Consider the following 3,052-nt stretch of genomic DNA (forward strand, 5'->3'; position numbering starts at 1 on the left):
GGATCCGCGCCCAGCACTGGACGCTGGCGCGACTCGGGCAGGACCCCCTCGCGCCGAGCCGCACGCTCACCGAGGCCGAGGTCTACGACGGTGAGCTGCTGGTGCTGAGCCCGGTGACCCGCAGGGAGTCGCCCGCGCTGTTCGACGACGTCATCGACGCCGTATCCCGGCTCACCGCAGGCGAGTTCCGCGGTTGGTCCGGATCGGCGGCCCGCTGGGCCGGGCTCGTGCTGGCGACCGTTTCGATCATCGCCGCGCTCGCGCTGTTGATCGTCTCGCGCACCCATACCGATCCGCTCGCCCCGGCGTTCGCGCTGCTCGGTACGGGGATCGCCGCGTCGGCGGCGGCCGGAATCGCCGCGCGGAAATTCACGGATTCGATTACCGCGAACTGGCTTTCGCTGGACGCGCTGCTGCTGTTGTTCGGCGGTGGTGCGCTGGTGGTGCCGGGCGTGCTCGGTGCGGGCAGCCTGTTGCTCGGCAGCGTGATGCTCCTGGTCGCCGCGGTGATCGGGTATCGGGTCACCGGAATCGGAGCCGGATTGTTCGCCGCCGCGATCACGCTCAGCGTGTTCGGCGCGGTGTCGGGTGTGATCTATCTGATCTGGCATCCGGGGCTGGCCAAGCTGTTCGCCGGGGTGCTCGTGGCGGCGGTGATGCTGCTGTCGTCGGTGCCACGGCTGGCCGCGGTGACGGCACGGCTGCCTATTCCGCCGGTGCCCACGGCGGGCGGGGCGATCGATCCCGCCGATCACGAACAGCGCCCCACCATCGAGGGCGTCGGCGCGGTCGGCGCGATCGCGCTGCCTTCGGCGGCCGGGCTCGGCGAACGTGCCCGGGTCGCGAATCAGATCCAGACCGGCCTCGTCGTCGCCTGCGCGCTCGCCGCGCTGATCGGTGCCGTGGGCGCGGCCGACCCGTTCGGCTCGTTCCACTCCGGCGGCGTCGCGCTCGCGGCGGTCGCGGGGATCGTGCTGTGTCTGCGCGGTCGCTCCTACGCCGACCTGGTGCAGGCCGCGACGCTGATCATCGCGGGCGCGCTCACTCTGTTCGCGTTGCTCACGGGCCTCGGCCTCGGCCACGAATCGCTCGAATTCGTCGCGGTGGCACTGCTGTTGGCGACCGCAGGCGCTGTCATCGGGTTCGGCGTCATCGGACCCCATGTCGAAGTGACACCGGTGACGCGGCGGATGATCGAGATCTTCGAGTACCTGTTGATCATCACGATGATCCCGCTCGCGCTGTGGGTGATGGATGTGTACTCGACCGCCCGCAACATATGACCGGCGCAGCCATGCGGCGCGCGCTGCTGCGGCTCACCTGTGCGGCGACCGTGCTCGGTACGGTCGCCGGATTCCCGGCGCCCGCGGGCGCCATCGCTCCGCCACGCATCGATCCGGGCGCGCTCGACGCCGCGCTGGCGCTGAGTGGTAGGCCGGCTCCACTCGAGGCGACCGAACAGCGCGAACTGTGTGCCGAACCGGTGCTGCGCGGCAACGCCCCGGTCGAACCGCCGATGTCGCAGCAGGTCCTCGATCTGCCCTCGGCCTGGCAGTTCAGCCGGGGGGCCGGGCAGAAGGTGGCCGTGATCGATACCGGCGTCAACCGGCATCCGCGCCTGCCCGCGCTGCAAGCGGGCGGCGACTACGTGAGCGATACCGACGGCACCGTCGACTGCGACGGCCACGGCACACTGGTGGCGGGCATCATCGCCGCCCGGCCCTCACCCGACGACGCGTTCGTCGGGGTCGCCCCGGACGCTGAGATCCTGGCCATCCGCCAGCTCAGCCTCGCCTACGACCGCAAGGACCGGGCCGGTTCGGTCAAGGAGGACGGTGCGCTGCGCAGCGACGGCTACGGCAGTGTGCTCACCCTCGCCGGTGCGGTCGTGCGCGCGGTGGACATGGGGGCCACCGTGATCAACATCTCCGAAGTGGCTTGCACCGCAGCCGGTTCCAATACCGCCGACGGCGCGCTCGGCGCTGCCGTGAAGTACGCCTACGACCGCAATGTGGTGGTCGTGGCGGCGGCGGGCAATGTGGAGCAGGGCGGGCCGTGCCAGAACCAGAACGAGGGGTCCGGCTGGAGTTCGGTGACCACTGTCCCGTCCCCGGCGTGGTTCACCCCGTACGTGCTGTCGGTCGGTTCGGTCGACGCCGACGGCCAGCCCTCGGCGCTGTCGCTGCGCGGGCCGTGGGTCGGGGCCGCCGCGATCGGCCGCAACATCGTGTCGCTGGACAGCAAGCCCGGTGGCACCGGGCTGGTGGACGGCGTGCAGACGATGGAGGGTGTGCAGCCGGTCGACGGAACCAGTTTCGCCGCACCGTATGTCGCGGGGTTGGCCGCGCTGATCCGGTCGCGCTTTCCGGACCTGTCCGCCCAGCAGGTGATCGAACGGATCACCCGCACCGCGCACGCACCGGGGCGCGGCCGTGACGACGCCATCGGCGCCGGGCTGATCGACCCGCTCGCGGCGCTCACCGCACCGTTGTCCGCCGAGCCGCCCAGCAGGGGCGCCGACATCGGCCATCCGATCGCCGAACCCTACGTGGCGCCGGAACCGGATTCGCGCCCGCGCCAGGTCGCGATCGCCGGATCGCTGTTGCTGTTGGCCGCCTTGGGAATCGGCGCCGCGTTCGGGTTCCCGTTCCGCCGCCGCGGTGTTGACCTCAATCAGGAATTCGAGGAGTAGAGGGTTCGATGGCAACCGAAGGTTTCGTCCGTCGCCCCCGGATCGCGCCGCCGCGCGCACCGGGTGGTGAAGTAGCGCTCACCCCGCCGCCGGAGATCCAGCGCGCCATCCCGTCGCCGCTGATGATGAAGCTGATGCCCGTCATCATGGTGGTGGCGGTGGTCGGCATGATCGCGATGATGGTCACGATGGGCCGCAATCTGCTGGCCAATCCGATGATGATGATGTTCCCGATGATGATGCTCATGTCGATGGTCGGCATGATGGCGGGCATGCGCGGCGGTGGTCCCAAGCGCGCCGTCGAGCTCAACGAGGAACGCAAGGACTACTTCCGGTATCTCGACCAGGTGCGCAAGGACG

Annotated in this window: 3 protein-coding genes; all 3 read left to right on the plus strand. The window is 70.3% G+C overall.

Annotated elements, in window-relative coordinates:
• The coding region (gene eccD, locus ACFWF3_RS30200; protein ID WP_379317055.1) for a type VII secretion integral membrane protein EccD at nucleotides 1-1,283 on the plus strand (1,283 nt) is incomplete at its 5' end.
• On the plus strand, nucleotides 1,280-2,692 hold the full coding sequence (mycP, locus tag ACFWF3_RS30205; RefSeq protein WP_378993620.1) for a type VII secretion-associated serine protease mycosin: 1,413 nt from the start codon (nucleotides 1,280-1,282) through the stop codon (nucleotides 2,690-2,692). The genes eccD and mycP, both read left to right, overlap by 4 nt.
• An 8-nt stretch (nucleotides 2,693-2,700) precedes the next feature.
• On the plus strand, nucleotides 2,701-3,052 hold a 352-nt coding region (locus tag ACFWF3_RS30210), incomplete at its 3' end, for a hypothetical protein (protein WP_379317057.1).

This window comes from Nocardia sp. NPDC060220, assembly GCF_042727815.1.
GTDB lineage: Bacteria > Actinomycetota > Actinomycetes > Mycobacteriales > Mycobacteriaceae > Nocardia.

Excerpts from the sequence above, each read along its gene's own strand:
- mycP (WP_378993620.1), top strand. The coding sequence starts at position 1,280 with ATGACCGGCGCAGCCATGCGGCGCGCGCTGCTGCGGCTCACCTGTGCG.